Annotated in this window: 16 protein-coding genes; 6 read left to right on the plus strand and 10 right to left on the minus strand. The window is 62.1% G+C overall.

Features of this window, described 5'->3' with window-relative positions:
• Positions 1-58: 58 nt before the first annotated feature.
• From fahA to IC231_RS17975, 3 genes are all read left to right on the plus strand, one after another.
• Positions 59-1342: a fumarylacetoacetase gene (fahA, locus tag IC231_RS17965; protein WP_190785855.1), complete on the plus strand. Its 1284-nt coding sequence runs from the start codon at positions 59-61 to the stop codon at positions 1340-1342.
• 284 nt (positions 1343-1626) lie between these two features.
• Positions 1627-2781, plus strand: a complete 1155-nt coding sequence (locus tag IC231_RS17970) for a zinc-dependent alcohol dehydrogenase (RefSeq protein ID WP_190785856.1) — start codon at positions 1627-1629, stop codon at positions 2779-2781.
• A 12-nt stretch (positions 2782-2793) separates the two neighbouring features.
• Entirely contained in the window at positions 2794-3321 is a 528-nt protein-coding gene (locus IC231_RS17975) for a hypothetical protein (protein WP_190785857.1), read from the plus strand.
• 87 nt (positions 3322-3408) lie between these two features.
• Here IC231_RS17975 and acs read toward each other — a convergent pair whose 3' ends face one another.
• The 8 genes from acs to IC231_RS18015 all read right to left on the minus strand — a co-directional run bounded on the left by acs (position 3409) and on the right by IC231_RS18015 (position 15166).
• Entirely contained in the window at positions 3409-5334 is a 1926-nt protein-coding gene (gene acs / locus IC231_RS17980; protein WP_190785858.1) for an acetate--CoA ligase, read from the minus strand.
• Between the two features lie 167 nt (positions 5335-5501).
• Positions 5502-7694 (minus strand): AMP-binding protein, encoded by a 2193-nt coding sequence (locus IC231_RS17985; protein WP_190785859.1) that lies wholly within the window; start codon positions 7692-7694, stop codon positions 5502-5504.
• A 41-nt stretch (positions 7695-7735) separates the two neighbouring features.
• Positions 7736-8113: a response regulator transcription factor gene (locus tag IC231_RS17990; protein ID WP_190785860.1), complete on the minus strand. Its 378-nt coding sequence runs from the start codon at positions 8111-8113 to the stop codon at positions 7736-7738.
• An 80-nt stretch (positions 8114-8193) separates the two neighbouring features.
• Positions 8194-10944 carry a sensor histidine kinase gene (locus IC231_RS17995; protein WP_190785861.1) on the minus strand — a complete coding sequence of 917 codons (2751 nt, stop codon included), beginning with the start codon at positions 10942-10944 and terminating at the stop codon, positions 8194-8196.
• Positions 10945-11088: 144 nt separating this feature from the next.
• Positions 11089-11310, minus strand: coding sequence for a hypothetical protein (locus tag IC231_RS18000; RefSeq protein WP_190785862.1), 222 nt, complete (start codon positions 11308-11310; stop codon positions 11089-11091).
• A gap of 97 nt (positions 11311-11407) precedes the next feature.
• Entirely contained in the window at positions 11408-12931 is a 1524-nt protein-coding gene (locus IC231_RS18005) for an MFS transporter (protein ID WP_190785863.1), read from the minus strand.
• A 75-nt stretch (positions 12932-13006) separates the two neighbouring features.
• Positions 13007-14602, minus strand: a complete 1596-nt coding sequence (locus IC231_RS18010; RefSeq protein WP_211539173.1) for a porin — start codon at positions 14600-14602, stop codon at positions 13007-13009.
• Positions 14603-14743: 141 nt separating this feature from the next.
• The gene (locus IC231_RS18015; RefSeq protein ID WP_190785864.1) at positions 14744-15166 is read right to left on the minus strand and encodes an IS1/IS1595 family N-terminal zinc-binding domain-containing protein; all 423 of its coding nucleotides are present in this window, start codon (positions 15164-15166) and stop codon (positions 14744-14746) included.
• 103 nt (positions 15167-15269) lie between these two features.
• On the opposite strand from IC231_RS18015, the gene IC231_RS18020 reads away from it, so the two are divergent.
• Positions 15270-15863, plus strand: coding sequence for a hypothetical protein (locus tag IC231_RS18020; RefSeq protein WP_190785865.1), 594 nt, complete (start codon positions 15270-15272; stop codon positions 15861-15863).
• Here IC231_RS18020 and IC231_RS18025 read toward each other — a convergent pair.
• Complete coding sequence (locus tag IC231_RS18025; protein WP_190785866.1) at positions 15856-16773, minus strand: M28 family peptidase; 918 nt, start codon at positions 16771-16773, stop codon at positions 15856-15858. The two genes, IC231_RS18020 and IC231_RS18025, sit on opposite strands and share 8 nt — an antisense overlap.
• Positions 16774-16897: 124 nt before the next feature.
• Between IC231_RS18025 and IC231_RS18030 the strand changes: the two genes are divergently transcribed.
• Both IC231_RS18030 and IC231_RS18035 read left to right on the plus strand, forming a co-directional pair.
• The gene (locus IC231_RS18030) at positions 16898-18985 is read left to right on the plus strand and encodes an ATP-binding protein (RefSeq protein WP_190785867.1); all 2088 of its coding nucleotides are present in this window, start codon (positions 16898-16900) and stop codon (positions 18983-18985) included.
• A gap of 68 nt (positions 18986-19053) precedes the next feature.
• Entirely contained in the window at positions 19054-19974 is a 921-nt protein-coding gene (locus IC231_RS18035) for a flavin reductase family protein (RefSeq protein ID WP_190785868.1), read from the plus strand.
• On the opposite strand, the gene IC231_RS18040 is transcribed toward IC231_RS18035, so the two are convergent.
• On the minus strand, positions 19971-20816 hold the full coding sequence (locus IC231_RS18040; protein ID WP_190785869.1) for a GNAT family N-acetyltransferase: 846 nt from the start codon (positions 20814-20816) through the stop codon (positions 19971-19973). The genes IC231_RS18035 and IC231_RS18040 overlap by 4 nt on opposite strands.
• Positions 20817-20898: the final 82 nt, after the last annotated feature.

Raw genomic sequence — 20898 nt, forward strand, 5'->3', positions numbered from 1 at the left:
TACCCGCATTCCGCCGGCCCCGTTACCTTTACCGCTCCTACCACCAACTATCTACCGAATGGCTAACCCCAACGACCCCGCTCTGCACTCCTGGATTGATATTGCCCCCGGCAGCGACTTCCCTATTCAGAACCTGCCGTTTGGCGTGTTTGAGACGGAGGAGCGCGGCCCGCGACTGGGCGTGGCCATTGGCGAGTACGTGCTGGATTTGTACGCCGTGTCGCAGTTCGGCTTTTTCGAGGATCTGGAGCTGGGGGCCAAGATGCCCAAGGTGTTCCGGCGCCGCTCCCTCAACCAGTTCATTGCGCTGGGCCGGCCGGCGTGGCGGGCCGTGCGCCAGCGCGTCTCGGAGCTGCTGCGCCACGACAACGCCGCCCTGCGCGCCGATGAGGTAATGCGCGAGTGCCTGCTGCGCCAGAGCGAGGTGCAGATGCTACGCCCCGTGAAGCCTCACAACTACACCGATTTCTATAGCAGCATCGAGCACGCCACCAACGTGGGCATCATGTTCCGCGACCCGGCCAACGCCTTGCTGCCCAACTGGCGCCACATTCCCATCGGCTACCACGGCCGGGCCAGTAGCATCGTTGTGTCGGGCACCGATATCCGGCGGCCCAATGGGCAGCGCAAGGCTCCTGATGCCGCCGCGCCCACCTTTGGCCCGTCGCAGCAGCTGGACTTTGAGCTGGAAGTAGGCTTCATCGTGGGCAAAGGCACGCAGCTCGGCGACACAGTACCGATTCAGAATGCTGAAGACCACATCTTCGGGCTGGTGCTGTTCAACGACTGGAGCGCCCGCGACATTCAGAGCTGGGAATACGTGCCGCTGGGGCCATTTCTGGGCAAGAGCTTCGGCAGCAGCGTGTCGCCGTGGGTTGTGACGCTTGATGCGCTGGAGCCGTTCCGGGTGGCTGGGCCTGTGCAGGAACCTGAGCCGCTGCTCTACCTGCGCCAGCTGGATAAGCACAACTTCGACGTGAACCTGGAAGTGGCCATTCAGCCCGAAGGCGGGCCTGAGACTACTGTTTCGCACAGCAATTTCGGGCTGATGTATTGGAGCATGGCGCAGCAGATCACGCACCAGGCTTCCAATGGCTGCAACCTGCAGGTCGGCGACCTATACGCCTCGGGCACTATCTCGGGCCCTACGCCCGACTCGCTGGGCTCCATGCTGGAGCTGGCCTGGCGCGGCACCCGCCCCCTGCCCTTGGCCGACGGCTCGGAGCGTAAGTTCCTGCTCGACGGCGACACCGTGACCATGCGCGGCTACTGCGAGCGGGACGGTCTGCGCATTGGGTTCGGCGAGGTGACAGGCAAAATACTGCCGTCCCCAGTGCTCTAGCGCTCCGCTACACAGTCTCAACAACTGCCCCGTTTCCCAAGGAAGCGGGGCAGTTGCGCTTGTAGCTCATGAGAGCAAAGGTCTGCACTACGTATTTATACCGCGGCGGTGAGTGCAAATACGTATTTAGAAGTTCATATAGGCGTTGGCGCAACTTTGAATAGGCAGGGCAGTACAATTTAAACGGCTGCAGGAGGTATTCTTGGGAGCAGCCGGCTTCGGCAAGCTCCCTGCAAAACTCCGCACCCCTTACTACTGTCATCCGAATCTAAAGCCCCAGCCTTATGCTAGCAATGGAATATCGTGGCCCCAAGAGGGTCCGAGCCGTTCAGAAACCAATGCCCGAAATAAAGCACCCGCAGGATGCCATTGTCCGGGTCTTGCGCACGTGCATCTGCGGGTCTGACCTGCACTTATACAACGGCAACGTGCCCGATACCCGCGTGGGCTCTACTTTTGGCCACGAGTTTGTGGGAGAAGTAGTGGAAGTCGGCTCCGAAGTGACGAAGGTTAAAACCGGCGACCGGGTGCTGGTACCGTTCAACATTGCCTGCGGCGAGTGTCACTTCTGCCGGCAGGGCATGTTCGGCAACTGCCACGAATCAAATACCGAGGCTACGGCCGTAGGCGCAATTTTCGGGTACTCGCACACGGCGGGTGGCTTCGATGGCGGCCAGGCGGAATACGCGCGGGTTCCCTACGCCAACGTGGGCCCCACCGTCATTCCGGCTGATATGGACCTGGATGATGCTGTGCTGCTCACCGACGTGGTGCCAACCGGCTACCAGGCCGCCGAAATGGCCGGCATCCAGACCGGCGACACGGTGGTGGTATTCGGAGCAGGCCCCATCGGCATTATGGCCGCACGTTGCGCCTGGCTTTTCGGGGCGGGCCGCGTCATCATCATCGACCAGGAAGATTACCGCCTGGAGTTTGCCCGCAACTACTCGTACTGCGAGGCCTACAACTTCAAGGAAATGAACGACCCGGTGGTGTTCATCAAGAAAATTACGGACTGGATGGGCGCTGACTGCGTGATTGACGCTGTAGGCGCCGAAGCCGCTGGCAACACTATGCAGACCATTACGGGCCGCAAGCTACTGCTGCAGGCGGGCTCGGCCACGGCGCTGCACTGGGCCATCAACTCGGTGAAGAAAGGCGGCGTGGTGAGCATTGTGGGCGTATATGGCCCTACTGATAACCTCGTGCCGATTGGCAACGTGCTGAACAAGGGGCTTACTATCCGGGCCAACCAGGCGTCGGTGAAGCGCCTGCTCCCGCGCCTGATTGACCACGTGCAGAACGGTATTATCAACCCAAAAGGCCTGATTACACACCGCCTGCCCCTGGAAGAAGTGGCCGATGGCTACCGTATGTTCTCCGCCAAGCTGGACAACTGCATCAAGACCGTGCTCCTTCCCCCTACCGCCAACCAGTAATTCTGCCCGACCATGAAAAACAAAACAATAGATCCTAAGCAGATCAAAGGCTGGGGCATAGACGCTGACCCGAAGAACGACCCCACCTACCCGATGCGGGACCGGATGAACGTGGGCGAAGACCCCGACAACAAGCACCGGCCCACACTGCAGCCTACCCACCAAGTGGAGAAGCTCCGCTCCATTGAGCGTCCCAATATATCGGCAGTATATGGCACTACTGTGCCGCCTAAGGGCCTGAGTGGCATGATTCGGCGGGCGGCCTTCAAGTATAGCGAAAACCGCTACCGCCACTGGCTACCCTTGGTAGTTGCTGACCGCGTAAGCGTGGTGGAAGGCGTGGTGGATGACCTCATGCACGGCCATGTACCCAACATCTACGCCGAGAAAGGCTACCCAGTAGAGTGGAAGCACAACCGCACGGCTTTTATCACCAAAATGGCCACTATTGCGCTGGCTACTGCCGGCGTTGTGGCGCTGCTCAGCTCCGGCAAAAGCAAAAAGAAATCTAAAAAGAAAGACTACCTCAGCCGCTACTAGCCGCCTTTAGCTGGCTACCTCACGAAAGCAAAAGAGCCCTCTGCTACCAGCAGAGGGCTCTTTTGCTTTCGTGAGGTAGGTACAGGCCTACTTCTTGCCAGCTATAATCTCATCTACTACGGCTGGGTCGAGCAGCGTAGAGGTATCGCCGAGGCTGCTGGTTTCGCCTTCGGCCACTTTACGCAGGATGCGGCGCATGATCTTGCCGGAGCGGGTTTTGGGCAGGCCCGTCACAATCTGAATCTTATCGGGCTTGGCAATCTTGCCGATTTCCGCCACGATGGTTTCGATGATGCTGGCCTCTATGTGCACCTTATCGGCCTCTTTGCTGACCGCGCCCTCGTGGCAGATGACGTAGGCGTAGATGCCCTGCCCCTTCACATCGTGCGGGTAGCCCACCACGGCGCTTTCCACCACATGCGAGTTCTGGTTGATGGCGTTTTCGATTTCTGCAGTCCCGAAACGGTGGCCCGACACGTTTATCACATCATCGACGCGGCCGATGATGCGGTACAGGCCCTGCTCGTCGCGGCGGGCGCCGTCGCCGGTGAAATAGTAGCCGGGATACGGCGTGAAGTAGGTCTGGCGGGCACGCTCATGGTCACCCCAGGTAGTACGGATGATACCGGGCCAGCTTTGCTTGATGGCCAGGTAGCCTTCCTGGTCGTTGCCCTCGATTTCGGAGCCATCCTGGTTGAGCAGCACGGGCAGCACGCCGGGCAGCGGCAGGCCGGCGCGGGCCGGCACCGAGGGTGTAATGCCCGCCATGGCCGATATCATAATGCCGCCGGTTTCCGTCTGCCACCACGTATCCACCACCGGGCAGCGCTCTTTGCCCACGTGCTGGTAGTACCAGTACCAGGCTTCTTCATTGATCGGCTCGCCCACTGAGCCGAGCACCCGCAGCGAATCGAGCGAGTAGCTGAGCACGTTGTCGAGGGGGGCGGCCATGAGGCTGCGGATAGCCGTGGGCGCGGTGTAGAAGATGCTGACCGAGTGCTTGTCGATGACTTCCCAGAAGCGGCCGGCATCCGGATACGTGGGGATGCCCTCGAACATGAGCGAGGTGCTGCCGGCCAGCAGCGGGCCGTAGAGCAGGTACGAGTGGCCTGTTACCCAACCTACGTCAGCGGTGCACCAGTACACGTCGTTTTCTTCTACCTGAAACACGTTGCGGAACGTGTAGTCGGTCCAGACCATATAGCCGGCAGTAGAGTGTACCACCCCTTTGGGCTTACCGGTGCTGCCCGACGTGTAGAGAATGAACAGCGGGTCTTCGGCGTCCATTTCTTCGGCCGGACAGGTTTTGGGCACGTCGGCGGCTTCCTCGTGGTACCATACGTCGCGGCCTTCCTCCATGTGCACGGGCCAGCCCAGGTGCTCCACCACAATCACGCGGCGAACGCCGGGGCAGGTTTCCAGGGCCTCATCCACCACGCGCTTCACCGGAATCTGCTTGGCGCCGCGGTTCAGGCCATCGGCGGTGAGCACCACGGTAGCCTGGGCATCATTCACCCGGTCGGCAATGGCCGTGGCCGAAAAGCCGGCGAATATCACCGAGTGCACGGCCCCGATGCGGGCGCAGGCCAGCACCGCAATGGCCAGCTGCGGAATCATGGGCATGTAAAGGCACACCCGGTCGCCTTTTTCCACGCCGTTGTTGTGCAGCACGTTGGCGAATTTGCAGACTTCCTGGTGCAGCTCGCGGTAGGTAAGGCGCAGGTGGCGGGTTTTGGGGTCGTTGGGCTCGTAGATGAGGGCCAGCTTGTTGCCGCGCGAGGCCAGGTGGCGGTCGAGGCAGTTTTCCGTGATGTTGAGACGGGCGCCCTCAAACCACTTGTTGTGGCCGCTGGCCATGTCGGAGCTCATCACTTTGTCCCATTTGCGCCGCCACGTGAAGGGCGCGGCTACCGAGGCCCAGAACTCTTCGGGGTGGTGAATGCTGAGGTGGTAGGCCTCGTGGTAGCCTTCGATGCTACGGATGCGGGGGTGTTTGGCAGGAGTTTCGGGCATGGGAGAAAGATGATGGGTGATGAGGTGAATCGTGACAGGTGACGGGTGACAGGTGAATCGTGACAGGTGAATGGGGGTGTCATCCTGAGCTTGCGAAGGCCCTTATCCCGCTGCACGGAATCGTTCCGGCGTGATAAGGTCCTTCGTCGCCGCTTGATGCGCTCCGCTCAGGAGGACAGGTTTGGCTGCTCAAAGGCCTGACCGATGCCCCGGCGCTGGAGCACAGCCCCGATTTCCGCCAGTATAGCGGGGTCATCGATGGTGGAAGGTACGCTGAACTGCTCGCCATCGGCCAGCTGGCGCAGGGTTTTGCGCAGGATTTTGCCGGAACGGGTTTTGGGCAGCCGCTTCACCACGGCCGCCTGCCGGAAGCTGGCCACCGCCCCGATGTAGTTGCGGATCTGGCTTACGAGTTCCTGCTCCAGTTGCTCCTCTCCCACCGTCTGGCCGTCTTTCAGCACCACTAGGCCCACCGGACGCTGGCCCCGCAGCTCGCACGCAATGCCCAGCACGGCGCACTCGGCCACGGCCGGATGCGAGGCTAGGATTTCCTCCATTTCGCCGGTGCTGAAGCGGTGCCCGGCCACGTTGATGACGTCATCGACGCGGCCCATGATGAACAGGTGGCCGTCGGGGGCACGGTAGCCGCCATCGCCGGAGAGGTAATAGCCGGGAAACGTATCGAGGTAGCCGCGCTGGAAACGGGCATCATCCTGCCATAGCGTGGGCAGGCAGCCGGGGGGCAGTGGCAGGCGCACCGCCACCAGGCCGGTGGTACCGGCCGGTACGGGCTGGCCGGCTTCGTCCAGAATCTGCACATCGTAGCCGGGCACGGGGTGGCCGGCGCTGCCGGGCACGGGCGCGGGCATAGCAGCAAGGCCGGTGAGCGTAGCCAGCATCGGCCACCCCGACTCGGTCTGCCACCAGTGGTCAATCACGGGCACGCCCAGCGTGCGGCCGGCCCACTCGTAGGTGGCGGGGTCGCACCGCTCGCCGGCCAGAAACAGCCGGTGCAGGTGGCTCAGGTCGTAGTGGCGCACCAGGGCCCCGTCGGGGTCTTCCTTCTTGATGGCCCGGATGGCAGTAGGCGCCGTGAACATCACGCTGGCCTTGTACTCGGCGAGCAGGCGCCAGAACGTGCCGGCATCGGGGGTGCGCACGGGCTTGCCCTCGAACAGAATGGTGGTGCAGCCGTGCAGCAGCGGCCCGTACACGATGTAGCTGTGGCCCACGGCCCAGCCGATATCGGAGCCGGTGAACAGGGTTTCGCCGGGCTGCAGCCCGTAGATGGCCGACATGCTGTACTTGAGGGCCACGGCGTGGCCGCCGTTGTCGCGCACCACGCCTTTGGGCTTGCCGGTGGTGCCGGAGGTGTAGAGGATGTAGAGCGGGTCGGTGGCATCGAGCGGCACGGCCTCCACCGGCGCAGCCCGCAGCAACTCCCCAAAATCCACGTCGCGGGGCCCCGGCCGGTTATCCTTCGAGGACATCTGATGGTCCTCCGAAGTGGTCCGGTGGTCCTCTGAAGTGGTCCGGTTGTCCTCCGAAGTGGTTGGATGGTCCTTCGAACCTATCTGGTTGTGCTCGGAGGACATCTGATGGTCCTCTGAAGTGGTCCGATGGTCCTCCGAACCTATCCGGTTGCCTTCGGAGGACAACCGGAGGCCTTCGGAACCTGACGGGTTGGGTTCGGAGGACAACGGGTGGTCGTTGGCGGGGTGCGGCCGCAGGGTGGCGGGGCAAAAGTCGCGCTGGAGCACCACCACGTAGTCGGGTTTGTGGGTGGCGTGCGCCACGGCGGCATCCACGAGCGGCTTGTAGGGCACGGGCTTGTCGAACTCCATGCCCGCAGAGGCACAGATGAGCACGCGGGGCCGGGCGTCATCAATGCGGATGGCCAGCTCGGGCGGCGCAAAGCCCCCGAACACCACCGAATGCACCGCTCCCAGCCGGGCGCAGGCCAGCATGGCCACTACGGCCTCGGGCACGTTGGGCATGTAAATAATGACCCGGTCGCCCTTCACTACGCCCAACTCGCGCAGGCCGCCCGCAAACCGGGCCGTCAGGTCCAGCAGCTCACGGTAGGTATAGGCGCGCTTGGTGCCGGTTACGGGCGAGTCGTAGAGCAGGGCCGGCTGTTCAGCGCGGCCGTTCTGCACGTGGTAGTCAAGGCAGAGCCAGGCGGTATTGAGCTGCCCGCCCCGAAACCAGCGGTAAAAGCCGGTGGCAGCATCCTGGCTCAGGACGGGGCGGGGCGGCTCCCGGAACCAGGCCAGCTGCCGGGCCTGCCCGGCCCAGAAGGCAGCAGGGTCGGCGAGGCTGGCGGCGTGGGCGGCAGCGTAGGAAGTAGCGGGTTTCATAGCAGCGTGGGAAATGGGATGAGACGGGCGGCGGCGCGGGGTCAGGCGGGCGTAACGAGCAGCTCTTTTACTTTTTCCATGAGCTGGCGGGTGCTGAACGGCTTGGGAATGTAGAGGTCGGCCCCCACTTCGTAGCCCTTCTGGATATCGGCCTCCTTGCTTTTGGCCGACAGGAAAATGACGCGGGTGCTGGTGCGGCCGGGGTGCTGCCGGATATGGCGGCACACCTGGTAGCCATCCACATCGGGCATCATAATATCGAGCAGCACCACGTCGAAGGCGGTGTGGTCAACGGCTTCCAGGGCCTCGGTGCCGTTGCGCGCAATACTGACCTGGTAGCCACTTTTGCGCATCAGAAATTCGAGCGACATCACAATGTTGGGCTCGTCATCGACAATGAGAATGTGGGGCGTCGGCATGAGCAGTTCGTTTGTTTTCGGGTAGATGGGCAGTTTGGAGCGGGTTGGGCGGGTTGAGTGGTGCGAGCGGTGCGGGTTGCTTATTCTTTCACGGGCAGCTCAATGGAGAAGCGCGCGCCCTGGTCGGGCTGGCTCTCGACCCAGATGCGGCCGGCGTGCAGCTCTACTATTTTGCGGGTGATGGCCAGGCCCAGGCCGGAGCCTTCAGGCTTGCGCGTGGTCTGGTTGCGGGCCTGGAAAAACTTGTCGAAGATGAGTTGGTGAAACTCGGGCGCAATGCCCTTGCCGTTGTCCTGCACCCAGATGCGCAGGCTTTCGGCATCGGCCTGGGCCACTACCTCAATGCGCCCGGTGCCATCGGCGCGGCACGACTTGACGGCGTTGGAAAGCAGGTTCACGAGCACCTGCATCAGCCGGTCCCGGTCGCCGGGCAGGCTGGGCAGGCCGGGTGGCACGGCCAGGTCCAGCTGAATCTGCTTGTCGCGCAGCAGCTGGCCCACGGCTTCCAGGGCATCGGTTATCACGTCGGCCACGTCCACGGGGCTCTTTTCCAGCGTCGCCTTCCCCGACTCAAACTTCTCCAGGTCCAGCACCAGCGTAATCAGCCGGCTCAGCCGCTCCGATTCTTTGGTGATGGTGAGCAGGAAGCGTTGCCGCTCCTCGTCCTCCAGGTCGGGGTTGTCGGACAGGATTTCGGACAGGGCCCGGATGCTGGTGAGCGGGGTGCGCAGCTCGTGCGTGACGGTGTAGAGGAATTCGTCTTTGTGCTGGTCCAGCTCCTGCAGCTGGTCGTAGGCGGCCTGCAGCTGCTGGGTGAGGCGCTGTAGCTGGCGCTGCTGTTTCTGGAGCTGGCGGTTGGCTTCGAGCAGCTGCTGGCTTTCCTTGAGAATCCCCACCACGTTGTCGAAGCTGATGTCTTCGGCCGCTACCGACGTGCGCAGCAGCAGCCGCGCCGACGCGGGGCCGATGGAGCCGGCCAGCAGCTTTTCGGCGTAGGCCAGCAGGCGCGGATCGGCCTGGGGCGGGGTGAGGTCGTCGGTGGCGTGGGCATCCGGAAAACGGTCCTGGAAGGCACGCAGGGCCTGGTTGGTACGCTTTTTCCCCAGAAACCCGGTCAGCAGGGCGCGCACGTCGGGCAGCGGGGCGGCGCTTTGCCAGCCAGCGGGCCCTTCAAACGCGTTGCCGTTGCGGAACACGTCCACGAACACATGAGCTTGGTGCTGCTCCAGCGCCGTGGGCTCGCGCAACAGCGACACGCCCACGTAGAGCCCCACATTGAAAAACCAGCTCCAGAACAGCCCGTGCGACAGGTAGTCGAGGCCTTCGAGGCCGAACAGCGCAAACGGCCGCAGCCAGCTCAGCCCAAACAGGCCCTCATTCAGTACCGTTTCGGGCAGCAGATCGGGCCCCACCATAGTGGGCAGCACCAGCGTAAAAAACCACACCATAAAGCCCGCCAGAATGCCGGCTGTGGCGCCCTGCCGGGTGCCACCCTTCCAGTAGAGGCCGCCCAGCACCACCGGCACGAACTGCGCCACCGCCGCAAACGACACCAGCCCAATATTGACCAATGGCAGCAGATGGCCCACCGCCGCGTAGTAGCCATAGGCCAGCAGCAGCACCAGCACCACGGCCAGTCGGCGGCTCTGCAGGGCTACCTGGCTGAGGTAGGCAAACCAGCGGGCCCCTTCCGCGCGGGCCGTCGGAATCCGGACCAGCAGGGGCATCAGCAGGTGGTTGCTCATCATCACGCTCAGGGCAATGGTTTCGACGATAATCATGGACGAAGCCGCCGACAGCCCGCCCAGGTAGATAAGCAGCGCCAGCCACGGATGCCCGGCCTGCAGCGGCAGCGCCAGCACAAACGTGTCGGCGTCGAGGCGGCCGGTATCTTCCAGCAGCCGCCCGCCGAAGGCCAGCGGCAGCACAAACAGGTTGATGACGATGAGGTAGAGCGGAAACAGCCACATGGCCTTGCGCAGGTGGTCCTCGTTCACATTCTCAACCACCGACACCTGAAACTGGCGGGGCAGCAGCAGAATGGCGGCCATGCTCAGAATCAGGAGCGTAAACCACTGCGCGCCGCTGGTGCCGGCCCCGTGCAGCGTGAACAGGCGGCTCAGGTCGGGCACGGCGGCGGCGCGCTCAAACACATCCGCAAACCCATCGAACAGCCCGTAGGTGACGAACAGGCCCGCCGCCAGAAACGCCACCAGCTTCACCAGACTTTCCAGCGCCACGGCCAGCACCATGCCCTCGTGCCGCTCGGTGGCTTCCACGGAGCGCACCCCGAAAATGATGGTAAAGAAGGCCAGCGCCACGGTGGTATAGAACGCCGAGCCGGCCGCCGCGGCATCTTCCACGGGCAGGCTCAACGTGTTGATTGGCTTAGTCAGGATGTCGAAGGAAACGGCAATGGCCTTAATCTGCAGCGAAATGTAGGGCACGATACCCAGTACGCACACCACCGTTACGAGGGCCCCGAGCGAAGCGCTTTTGCCGTAGCGCGCCGAAATGAAGTCGGCAATGGAGGTGAGGCGCTGCAGCCGGCAGATGCGGATGATTTTGCGCAGCACCAGCCACGCCGCCGGGGCCATAAGCGTAGGCCCGAGGTAGATACCCACGAACTCCAGCCCGAAATGCGCCGCCCGCCCCACCGAGCCGTAGTACGTCCAGGCGGTACAGTACACGGCCATGCTCAGGGCGTACACGTAGGGGTTGCTGACGAGACTGCGCCGCCCCGAACCGGCCCGCCGCTCCGCCGCATACGCCACCCCGAACAACAGGGCGAGGTAGCCGAACGAAAAGCCGATGACGAGCCAGATGGGCATTGCGGTTTGAATTAGTAGTTGAGAATTAGCAATTAAGAATTCTCAAGGTGGCTTCAAGGTGAGTGAACGGGCGTTGGTCGGGTGGTATAGTGGGGTTACAAAATACCTATGCGGCTCCTGGCACCTGCAATACTCATTCAATTCTTAATTACTAATTCTCCTCACCAGCCAGCCTGTCAACAGTACCAGCGCGCACCAGGCCAGCAGCACGTAGAGGTAGAGCACCGGAATGCCGGCTACCCGGCCATCGTGGTCGAAGACGGCCAGCAGCGGGAAGTTGAGCAGTATTGCAAACAGCAGCGAGACGAACAGCAGCCGTTGGCCGCGCCGCTGCTCCGGGCGCTCCTGAGAGGAAATGGGTGGCATAGGCGACGAAGAAGGAAAGAGTGGCAGCACAGCAGCAACATAATAAAGTCCGCCGAACCAACGGCCCGGCGGACTTTATTCGAAAGCAGCCCGCAGGCTATTTCGCGTCGCCGGCCGTTTCGTCCATCAGCTTCACGTTGCGCACGTCCTTCATCAGCGCCTGCCCGATAAACCAGCAGATCAGGGCAATGCCCACCGGATACACGAGGCCGGCCAGGGTGCTGTGCTCCTTGATGAACGCCGTGTCGGAGGCGGCGGCGCGCAGCGTGAGGGCCGTGGCAATCAGCGGCACAAAGCCCCCGAACACACCGTTGCCGATGTGGTAGGGCAACGACAGCGAGGTGTAGCGCACTTTGGTCGGGAACAGCTCTACCAGATACGCCGCAATCGGGCCGTACGCCATGGTCACGAAGAGTACGAGACAGAACACGAGGGCCGTCATGGCCGGCAGGTTGGGGTCCAGCGCCTTCATTACGGCCGGAATGGATTTGCCGGTAGCATCGACGGTGGCTGCCGTTACTTCCGTAATGGGGCCGGCAAACTGCTTGAGGCCGTAGAAAATCGGGAACGTAAACAGCGCCCCGCAGAGCAGGCCCATCATGATGATTTTCTTGCGGCCAATCCGGTCAGACAGCGAGCCGAAATACACGAAGAACGGGGTGGCCAGCACCAGCGCAATACACAGCACGAGGCTGGCGTCCACCAGATCCAGCTTCAGCGTGTTCTGCATGAACGAGTAGGCGTAGAACTGGCCGGTGTACCACACTACGCCCTGGCCCATGGTAGCGCCAAACAGCGAAATCAGGACCAGACGGCGGTTTACGGGGTTCACGAACGACTCGCGCAGCGGGTTGGCGCTGGTTTTGCCCTCCGACTTGGCCTTGGCAAACAGCGGCGACTCATGCAGCTTACGACGGATGTAGTACGAGGCAATAACGAGCAGGCCTGAGAGCAGGAACGGAATGCGCCAGCCCCACTCCTTGAAGGCTACTTCGCCCATGGTTTTGCGCGTGATAATAATCACCAGAATGCTCAGCAGCAGGCCGGCTGTGGCCGTAATCTGGATGAAAGAGGTGTAGTAGCCGCGCTTGTTATCCGGGGAGTGCTCGGCCACGTAGGTGGTAGCGCCGCCATACTCGCCGCCCAGCGCCAGACCCTGCAGCAGGCGCAGAATGGTCACGATAACCGGCGCGGCAATACCGATTTTGTCGTAGCTCGGAATCAGGCCCGTCACGAACGTGGCCCCGCCCATGATGAGCAGCGTGAGCAGAAACGTGTACTTGCGCCCGATCATGTCGCCGATGCGCCCAAAGAACAGCGCCCCAAACGGCCGGACTACGAAACCCGCCCCGAACACGGCCAGCGTGCCGAGAATGGTGTCCTCAATCTTGCCCGTGGAGCCGAACAGCACCGGCCCGATGATGGCCGCCAAGGACCCGAAGATGTAGAAGTCGTACCACTCGATGACGGTCCCGACCGAGGAAGCCGTGATTACCTGCCATATTTTGCTGGTCGAAACCGCGTTGTTGTCGTGCGCAATGGCATCGTCGGGCGTGCCACTGGTCAGGGGCGCGGCCCCGGCGTAGGCCGCGGCGTCGCGCTGAGGTAGGTTTTCTTTCATGACTGATTGGTGGGAGTGTTGGAATAGTGTTGAAAGGCAGCTACTGGCAGGCCCTCTGTTCCTGCCGGCGGGCGGCTACAGGAAAATCTGCGTCTGGAGCGTGATTTCGGGGCGGTACTTCACGCTGTTTACCCGGGCCGGGCCATCGGGCGTAAGCGTCTGGTCGGTGAAGTCGGGCCGGGCGCGGTAGTTGAGCGTGAACTTGGCGTTGTGGCTGTCGAGGTAGAAGTTGGCGCCGCCGTCGAAGATGTTGGTGTTCTGAATGTCGCCGTCGGGCTTGCGCAGGCCCTCATAGGCGGCCAGCATGTAGGATGCGTAGGGCTGCACCCGCACCTTGGGCCCGAGCAGATTCTTGGGCAGCAGGTAGCCCGCTTCCACAAACCCGATATTGCCGGTGCCCGAATGCGGCACGGCATTGCCGCGCAGGGCATTGGAGCCGTAACCCGGGTTGGCGGCCCCGATGTAGCGGACGTGGTTCGGCCCGAAATTGTAGTTGTAGTACACCCCGTAAACGGTGAAGGCCGTGCCGGTTTCCTTGTTGAGGGGCGTGTCGAAGAACACGTCGGCCGACAGCAGCACGATGTCGTCCTTCTTGGTTTCGATGGCGGCAATCTGGGCCGGCGTGAAGCCCGACCCGTTCACCTGCACCGTACTTTCCGTGGGCCTCGACACCATCCCGTCCTGGTTGTAGAAGAAGCCGGCACCCACGTTAAACACGCGCTTCGTGCCCAGGTACGTGCCCACGTTGAAAGGCAGCAGGTTCGATTCCTGGTCGAGGAACTCGTAGCTCAGGTAGCCTTGCCAGATGTGGTTGGTCCCCTGCGGATTGTACTGCGCCCGGTTCACGCCGGTGCTGGTGGCCAGTTGGCTGGTGCCGGTGCCGCTGACCACGGTCGTGCCCAGGCTCAGGGCATTAGCGGCCTGGTTGGTCAGGAACGACTCGTTCACGCTGAAGGCGTAATCGAGCTTGCCCGCCCGCCCCTTGGCGTAGGCCCCGATACCACGCGCAAACTGGTCGATGGTTTCGATGACGGGCCAGTTGGTAAGCGGCGCGTCCAGCGTAAGGAAGTTGAGCGTGCTGGAGCGGGTCATGCGCGAGAGGCCGTTCTGGTAGTGCATGCCGACGCCCAGGCTCACGTATTTGTTCAGCTTGTACTCCACCACCGCCTCGTGCACGAACAGCTGAGGCTTCTTGCCGTCGGCGGCGGCATTGAAGCCCCCACTCACGGCCGTCTGGTTGTTGATGCCGATGTGGGTATAGATCATAAAGCGCGGATTCAGCTGCGACAGAATGATCAGACGAGAACGGCGAATGGCAAAGTCCACCTGCTCGTCCTGGGGCTTGCCCGGTGCGCGCTCCGTACCGGTGTTGTTCTTGGTGTAGCGAGTCCAGATCTGGTGCCAGGTAATGAAGCGCAGGTACTTGGAGCCATCGGGCGAGAGGTTCACCTTCATGCCGGCACCGTACGGCACCGATTCCGTGGGAGCCGGCGGCGGCGCTACCGGCACCGACGATTGGGCCGCAGGAGCCGGCTGGCCCGGAGGCAGCGGAGCGGCGGGCGGGGGCGCGGGCTGGCCAGGCTGTCCTGGGAGCGGGGGCGTCACCTGGGCCAAGGCACCGCTCCCCGAAAGAAGCGCACTCAGCACCAAGGCATAACGGGCGTTTTGCATGGACGTGGTGGGAATAGTGGTGAAGAAAGATCAGAGGATGCCGCCCATCACCTCTTCGGCACCAGACGACAGCACCAAATAGATAAATCCCACCGTGGAAGTCACTTTTCTGCTATACTTCCGCTAATTCCTATAGCCGCGCTACCCCTGCCGGAACCGTTCCCAGCGAATCATCATGTATTTGTCGCCCAGCTCAGTCACCATCATGCCCGCTCCTTTCAGGTTTTCCGGCCGGGCAAAAAACTCAGCCAATTCTTTCTGATTAAGGATTTTGTACGTCGGATGATACTCCGTCTGGCGGGGGGCCTTCACGCCGTATTTCTTCACCCAGTTCATCACCGACACGTGACTGACTCCCAGCAGCCGCTCAATCTCGCGGTAGCTCACGCCCTCCACGTACAGCTGCAAAGCCTTGATGACGTAGTACGGACTGGTTTCCTTGCCCGTTTTGGCCACCGAGTAGTGGTAGCCGCAGTTCTTGCACTTATACCGCTGCCGGCCGCCTACAATGCCGCTTTTAGTGGCTTCTTTCGATTCGCATTTGGGGCAGCTGAGCTGGGCCATATAACCAGTGAGTAAGTCCTTACTATAAACCTATAGCATTTTAGTAAAGATATACCAACTTAGCAAGTATTGCCCGATTACAAGCCCTTTATCTTCGTCAGCTATGACCCTTACACGCCGCCGGAAGGTACGGGGCAGCAAACGCCGCCTCAAACATCTTGTACATCAAAGCGTTATTGCGGCGCCACTTTCAGAACCAAGGCTGCAACGCTATGGCTACGACTACAATAAGCTAGGCCTCGGGCCCTGGCACCACCGGCAGCCTCCGCAACGGGTGCGGCAGTTAGCTGCCCGGCATCTGCTCACCACCTTTTTCGACTGGCAGCGGCAGCTAGGAGCTCAGCCAGAGCCTTTTTATCTGGCCATCTGGCTGGTAGATTCCGACTTTGCGCATAGCTCGCAGGTGGTAGCAGGTATTCGGGAGCGGCGGGAGTGGTACCACAGCCTGTTTGGCAAGCCCGATCCAGCGGGCCCTCCCCTACCAGCGGAATACCAGTTGCTACCAGGCGCCGACCAGCTTACTTGGCACCCGCACCCCAGGGAAGTGGAATTGGATGTGTTCGACTACCCCGGCGGGTGGCCCGCCTGGGCGCTTCGCAAACCGAACCGCCTCCGGCCATCCGGCGAGGGTGGTGAGTGCATGCTAGTGCAGACCGGCTGGGTGTGGGTGGGCCAGGCTACTCCGGTGCTTACATAGCCAGCACCACGGCCAGCACGGCATCTACGGCCAGTCCCAGGCGGCGCATATCCAGGCGAGCCAGCGTATCGGTAGGCTCGTGGTAGTGTTTGTTGCGGTAGAAAGCCGTGTCGGTGAGCAGCACGGCGGAATAGTCGAACTGCCAGTAGTTGAGGTGGTCGGAGAAGTCAATGCCGGGCAGCCAGGCCGGCGCCTTGAACCGCTTTACGGGCAGGGCCGCCGCTCCTTTGTAGCGCCGCGCAAACTGCCGCCCGAACCGGCCGTTCCCAAATTTCTGCGCCACCGTTACGTAGTTGCCGCGGCTGCCATAGATCCATTTCAGCGGACCCAGCGGATAATCCTGGCTGCCTTTTTGGTCGTCGTAGTAGCCCAGCATTTCCAGCGCCACCATGCCGCGCACCGGCACCCCGGCATCGTGCAGGGACTTGGCGTGCACGAAGCTGCCCATCTGTCGGGTCCGGAAAAACGGCGGCTCCTCCAGCGTGTACGCCACCAAATCGATGCGGAAAGCCAACTGCTTTTGCTGGCCCAGCAGGCGCGCCAGCTCCAGCAACGCCGCCACCCCCGTGCCGTTGTCGTCGGCGCCGGGCTGCTCCCCGCACACATCATAGTGGGCTCCAATGATGAGCCGCGGGCCGGTTTCGGGGCCGAAACTGCCGAGAATGTTCCGGTAGATGCTGCCCTGCACCTCATAGGGCTGCTCGGCGGGCCGGGCGCCGGCAGCCTGTAGCTCCGCTTTGATGTAGTCGGCGGCCTGGTTGAGGCTGGCCAGGTGCTGGTAGTTGCGCGGCGCGGGCGTGGTGGTGAGGGCCAGCAGGTGGCGGCGCAGGCGCGTAGTATCGGCCGCCGACCGGGCAGAGGCCACGGTGGCGTTCAGGAGCAAGAACAGCAGCAGAGCGGTACGCGGCATAAACAGTAGGAGTAACTGATAGCAGGAAAGGCGCCGGAAGATAACGGACCGCGCCGGCCCCCTAACCATCCCCAACGAACAGACTATAGTGTGGCGCATGCGGCCAACCTTTTTAACTTCACGCATGATTGTACGCTTTCCGGTGGTGGTGCTTGTGTTTTGGCTGCTGATGGCTACCTGGGCTTCTGCCCAAAGCCCGCAGACGCCCCTGCTGCGGCGGGCGCTGGCCCGGGCCTCCACCGACACCCGCCGGGTCCTGCTGCTCGCCGACCTGAGCGCCTCCTACCGCTACTCCCGCTTTGACTCGGTGCGCTACTACGCCCTGCGCGGACTCCGGCTGGCCCGGCGCATCGGCTACGCCAAGGGCGAAGGGCGGTGCCTGTCGCGCATCGGCATTCTGATGAGCGAGCGGGGCAATCTGCCGGCCGCCCTCCGCATCAATCTGCAGGCGCTGCAGCTCAACGAAGACAGCCACGATACGGAAGGCACAGCCCGCACCCTCAACCAGACCGGCCTGCTTTACTATGCTCTCGACGATTTCCGGCCGTCTCTGGGCTACTATTTCCGGGCTCTGCAGCTCTATGAGCAGGGCCGGATTAAGGACGATTCGCAGCTAATCAGCGTGCTGACCAACATTGGAGCCAGCTACGAAGGCCTGCGGCAGCTGGACTCCGCCGCTTACTTTCTGAACCGCGCCTATACCCTTACCACGGCCCCCCGAACGCGCGGCTGGAGCTGCTGGGGCAACCCGCTGCCGTACGTGCTGCGGGAACTGGGCCTGCTGCAGGCGTCGCAGGGCCACGTGGCCGAAGCAGTGCGCTACTACCACAGCAGCGCCCGGGCTGCCGCCGCCGAAAACGACCGGCGTAGCGGTTGCCGGGCCTACCAGTATCTGGCCGAGCTTTACCATACCACTCAGCAGCCCGATTCCAGCCACTACTACGCCCGGAAGGCGCTGGTTGTGGGCCAGACGCTGCCGTTCATATTGGGAGTGCTGCACACCAGCCGCCTGCTCTCCGAGTCGTTTGAGAAGCGAGGGCAGCACGACAGCACGCTGAAATACCTGCGCATTATGCTCACGGCACAGGACAGCCTCTACAATCCGCAGCGTATCAAGCAGCTCGATGCCATCGGCTTTGCCGAGCAGCAGCGGCTGCGGCAGCTCGAGGATGAGAATACGCGCTTTACGGCCGATGTGCGAACCTACGTGTTGTGGGGCTCTTTGGCGGCGCTGCTGCTGCTGGCGCTGCTGCTGGCCCGCCACATCCGGCAGCAGAAGCGGGCCAATCAGCAGCTACAAAGCCTTAATGATCAGATTGGCCAACAGAAACGAGAGCTGACCCAGCAGCGCGACCGGCTGGCCCAGATGCTGCAGGAACTGCGGGCGGCCCAGGGCCAGTTGCTGCTACGCGAAAAAATGGCTTCTCTGGGCGAGTTGATGGCTGGGGTGGCGCATGAAATTCAGAACCCGATGAACAGCGTCAAGAACTTCGCTGCCATCAGCGTAAATCTGTGCCAGGAGATTCGGGAGGAACTGGCAAAGGTGCTGCTGCCCATCGACGACCAGCAGATCATTGATGATATGTTCCAGAATCTGAGCCAGTATCAGGCCCATATCGTGAAGCACAGCCAGCGGGCCGAAGGTATTGTGGAAGGCATGCTCGAATATTCTAGCAGCAGCCCGGCCCAGCGCCAACTCACCGACCTCAGCATGCTGGCCAACGAGTACATGCGGCTTACCTACCAGGATCTGCGCCTCAAAAATCGGCGCTTCAATGCCGCCCTCCTGCCCCATTTTGCTTCCAATCTACCGGAAGTGCCCATTGTGCGGCAGGACATCGGGCGGGCACTGGTCAGTCTTTTCACCACGGCTTTCTATGCCGTGCAGCAGCGCCAGCGCCTGGGCGAGGAAGACTACGTTCCGCAAGTGAGCCTAACCACCGAGCAGGCGGGCGAGTATGTCGAAATCAGGATTCGTGACAACGGGTCCGGCATTTCGGAGGCCGTGCAGGCCAGCATCTTTCAGCGTTTTTTCACTACGAAGCCCGTCAACGAAAGCTCCACCCTGGGCCTGGCCGTCAGCTATGACATCATTACGCGCGGGCATGGCGGCACTCTTCGCGTGGAAAGCCAGGAAGGTGTGTTCACGGAGTTTATTGTGCAGCTTCCGGTGCAAGGCAAGCCCGCAGTGCCCGCCGAATGGGTGCTCTGAGCGGCGCTTCGGTTCTGCTGTGTTGCGTCCTTACCTTTACTTTCTCACTACTGCATCCTTCCCACCGTATGTCCTTCCGCACCATCACGCCCGGCACGCTGCCCGGCCCCGAGTGGCACCAGTTTCTACTGGGGGCCGTGGCGCCCCGGCCTATTGCTTTCGTCAGCACTGTTTCGGCTGATGGCGAGGTGAACCTGAGCCCGTTTTCGTTCTTTAACGTCTTCAGCTCCAACCCGTCCACACTTATCTTCTCTCCTGCCAACCGCGTCCGTGACAACACCCAGAAGCACACGCTTTTCAACGTGCGTGAAGTGGCCGAATGCGTGGTTAATATCTGCGACTACGCGGTGGTGGAGCAGATGTCGTTGGCCAGCACCGAGTATGAGCGGGGCGTGAATGAGTTTGTGAAAGCCGGCCTCACGGAGCTGCCCTCCGACAAAGTGCGCCCGCCCCGCGTGGCGGAGTGTCCGGTGTCGCTGGAGTGCGTGGTGGAGCAGATTATTGCCATCGGCGACTCCAACGGCGGCGGCAACCTCGTGATTTGCCGGGTGGTGCAGGCCCACTTCCGCCAGGACATTCTACTGGCCGATGGTGCCGGCATCGACCCGCATAAGTTCGATGCTGTGGCCCGCCTCGCCGGCGACTGGTACAGCCGCGTGTTACCCGAAAGCCTGTTCATCGTGCCCAAACCCAACCGCAACAAAGGCATCGGCATCGACCAGCTCCCGGAGCATATCCGCACCTCCGACCTGCTCACCGGCAACAACCTGGGCCGCCTCGCCAACATCGAGCAGCAGGCCCTACCCACTCCCGAGCAGGTGCAGGCGTTCCGGCAGGACCCGTTGGTGAGCTACACGCTCAGCAAACACGCCGCCGACCCAGCAGCGCAACGCCAAGAACTGGTAGTGCTAGGGAAGAAAATTTTGGAAGAAGGCCGCCTGCTGGACGCCTGGAAAACGCTACTGCTGGCCACGCCCTCTGCAGGCTAGCCTAAGGGCCGCACCATTTCATAGAGCGACAAGGGCTGCTGTTCCCATCCGGCAGCCCGCAATACTTCGCGCACCGACCCCTCCGGCACCAACGATGCTACCAGCGGCACGCCTGGGAATTCGGCCTCCAGTGCCTGCAGCATGCGCGTAGCCCACCCTTGGCGACGTAGGCCACGCGGCACTACCAACGTCAGTAGCAGGCTGCGCTCAGCTTCCGGCCGCACCACAGCGTAGGCGCTGTGAGCCAAATGGAAAGCACGCGCAGGTGGCGCCGCAGCCGCAAGAGTCTCGGCCGAGAACATCCAAGGCAAGTCCGGTTCTCCCTCTGTTGTTACCAGCCGCGCAACCGTTAGCGGGTCCAGTTCGCTAAGGGCAGTCATGTTGGAAATTGGGGCTGGCATACGCCTAAAGCTGAGCAAGTGGCGGGTATTGCGGAAGCCCAGCCGCTCATAGAGGCGCCGAGCCGGCTCGTTTTCAGTGAAAACTTCGAGCATCATTTCCCGGTCACCGCGCATCGTGGCCTCTTCAATGGCGGTTTGCAGCATGGTCCGGCCATAGCCTTGGCTACGCGCTTCCTTCACTAGCCCCATACCAGCTACCCGGCAGGTCCAGCCGCGCCGGGCCAGGTATACCACTCCTACCAGTTGGTCGCCCCTAAACCAGAGCCGGCTGGCAGCGGGGTCAAGATGCTCGCTCCGGAAGCGCCGCTCAAAGCTGGCAGCATCAAAGTTGAAGGGCACGAAGTACTCTTCAAACGACCGGTTCATTGCCTGAGCAAGCTCCTGCGAAGTAAACTCCAGTACCGGCCGGGCTATCAGTTCGGCTTCTGTTTGGCTGTTCATGTGCTGCAGAATTTCTCCCGCCTTCCGGACGACGTGTGAGGTGGACTTCTGACTATTGTGCCCTCCGCCTGTACGAAACCAT

This window comes from Hymenobacter duratus (assembly GCF_014698995.1).
Taxonomy (GTDB): Bacteria; Bacteroidota; Bacteroidia; order Cytophagales; family Hymenobacteraceae; genus Hymenobacter; species Hymenobacter duratus.